General features: G+C 57.6%; 1 protein-coding gene and 1 pseudogene. Both read left to right on the top strand.

What is annotated here, in order from left to right; genetic code table 11:
- Positions 1-352: pseudogene (locus tag FT726_RS26710) on the top strand (pyrroloquinoline quinone biosynthesis protein PqqE); the annotation flags it as partial.
- The coding region (pqqF, locus tag FT726_RS26705) for a pyrroloquinoline quinone biosynthesis protein PqqF (RefSeq protein ID WP_346303787.1) at positions 352-2,617 on the top strand (2,266 nt) is incomplete at its 3' end. The pseudogene FT726_RS26710 and the gene pqqF, both read left to right, overlap by 1 nt.

The following is a 2,617-nucleotide window of genomic DNA, read 5'->3' as shown; positions in this document are numbered from 1 at the left end:
TTGCCACAGCGCACGTCAGTTACCGGTTGAGTTCCCATCAGTGCTTGAGCACAGTCTGGAAGACATCTGGTACAACTCGTTTGGGTTTAACCGTTATCGCGGCTATGACTGGATGCCGGAGCCGTGCCGCTCCTGTGATGAGAAAGAGAAAGACTTCGGTGGTTGCCGTTGCCAGGCCTATATGCTGACCGGGAATGCGGATAACGCCGATCCGGTATGCAGTAAGTCACCGCATCACGGCAAGATTCTGGAAGCGCGCCGCGAAGCTACCTGCAGTGACATCAAAATCGCCCAGCTTCAGTTCCGCAATCGCTCCAACTCTGAACTGATCTTCAAGCAGCGAGTCACCTGATGACCTCTCGCCAGCTGGTGTTAGCCAATGGCCTGCGTTGCCACCTGCATCATCAGGCTGATGCGCGTGATGCTGCCGCGTTGATTCGCGTGCGTGCGGGCAGTCTGGATGAACCCGACCGCTGGCCGGGGCTGGCGCACTTGCTGGAGCACCTGTTGTTCTGCGGCAGCGAGCGTTTTAAAGACGTTGAACGCCTGATGCCGTGGGTGCAACAGCGCGGCGGGCAGGTCAACGCCACCACGCAACTCAGCTACAGCGCCTTTTTTTTCCAGCTTCCCGCGGCGAACCTGTCTGAGGGTGTGCAGCGGTTGAGCGATATGATCGCCGCACCACTGTTGAGTCAGCAGGCTATTGAGCAGGAAGTGGCGGTGATTGATGCGGAATGTCAACTTCTGCAACAGCATGCCGACACGCTTTGCGAAACGGCGCTGGTGGATAGGTTGGGCGGGGCATTTCAACGTTTTCGCGTCGGCAATCAGCAGGCTTTTGGTGACAATGTCACTTCATTGCAGATTGCGTTGCGCGACTTCCATCAGCGCTTTTATCACGCGAATGCCATGGAGTTGTGGTTGCAGGGCCCGCAATCGCTGGATGAGCTGGCGGAACTGGCGCTGCAATTCTCTTCGATCAGCTCGGCAAAAATCTTACCTTCAAATCTCACACTCACACAGCCTCCAGGCGACGTGATGTTGCAGCTGGCGGGTGATGAAAGCTTCTGGCTGACGTTGATGTTATCCGGTGATGAACGCACTTTACGTGACAATGTCACCTTGCTCAGCGTGTTCTGGCAAGATGAGGCGCCAGGCAGCCTGCTGAGCGCGCTCAGAGAAGCTGAATTATGCGATACGCTGCAGGGACAATGGCTGTGGCAGGATGCGCAGCACGGTTGGCTGGCACTGCGCTTCAGCGGGCCTAAAATCAGTGCGGAGCAGGCTCATCACATTGAACACGGCTTCTGGCAGCATTTAGACGCCATCAAACTTTGCTCTTCAGAGCAACAGCAGCATTATGCGCAGCTGGCGCGGCACGATTTTGCCTGTTTATCGCCACTGGAGCAGTTGCGTGGCCGGGCGCTGGGTTTTGCGCCTGCCGATTATGTGCCGCAGGGTTTCAGTACTTTTACCGCCGCATTGGCGCAGGTGCCTTGCTCACGCCTGCTCACTCAGCAGCAACTGGACTCGCCGGAAAGCGTCCAGACGCAAGGTTTCACGCTGCTGCGCAAAAAAGGGCTGCCGCAAAGCCGCAGCACATTCTCAACGCCAGCATTCTTTTTCTATCCCACTATGCAACCGGCCGTATTGCCACCGTTATCACCGATAACGATGCCGTTGCCGCGTTTTGCGCCCCGGCAACAGGTTGAAACCTTGCTGTTGCGACCCGCTTTTTATCACACGATGAGTGATGCCGAAGCGCAGGCACGACAAACCCGGCTGCGTCCAGTGCTGGCGGCGTTGCGGCATGCTGGAGGAAGTGGCAGTTGGCAGCAGAAGCAGGGGGTCTGGCAGTTGGTGCTGAATCTGCCTGCTTGTGAGTCACACGCTTTGCTGGCTGTGCATCATGCCCTTGAGGCATTGAACCTGACGCCCCAGCCAAAACCGCTGCCGCATGCCCAAACGATTGTGATTCGGCAGCTTCTTGCCGCCATGCCCGCTCAATTGATTGCCCCGGCCGGTGACACTCGATGGCTGGCAGCATGGTGCGGTAAGCACACGTCATTGCATCAGCGAGTATCGCATCTGCTCAGCGACTTCACGCCTGATTTAGTAAGCGGTGCACAGCCGCCGCGCTTGCAGCGGGGCATTAAGCCAATTGCTTGTACCGGGGCCGATCAGGCGCTGCTGCTGTTTATTCCGCTGCCGCTGGCTGATGACCGGCAATTAGCCGCATTGCGCGCGCTGTCGTTGTTGCTGGAGCCGCGCTTTTTCCAGCGATTACGGGTCGATCAGCCAATTGGCTATGTGGTGTCGGCACGCTACCAGCGCGTGGCGGATGTCGATGGGCTCATGCTGGCACTCCAGTCGCCACAGATTCCATGGCAAACGCTGCTTGGACACTGCAAACGCTTTTTACGTGAGATCGTGACAGAGTTAGACGCCATCACGCCGCAAACCTTAGCGGCCTGGCAAGCCACACTGCGCGAGCAGTGCGATAGCAGCGATAACGCGGAAGCCGCACTGCAGGGGTTACGCCAACAGCAAGGATTGCCGACCCTCACGCGTGATGCGGTTGCATCCCTGACGTTGCCCCTTATTCAGCAACTTCATA

Source organism: Pantoea sp. Morm, from assembly GCF_016643525.1.
GTDB classification, from domain to species: Bacteria; Pseudomonadota; Gammaproteobacteria; order Enterobacterales; family Enterobacteriaceae; genus Pantoea; species Pantoea dispersa.
This window is presented reverse-complemented; position numbering and strand designations above follow the sequence as displayed.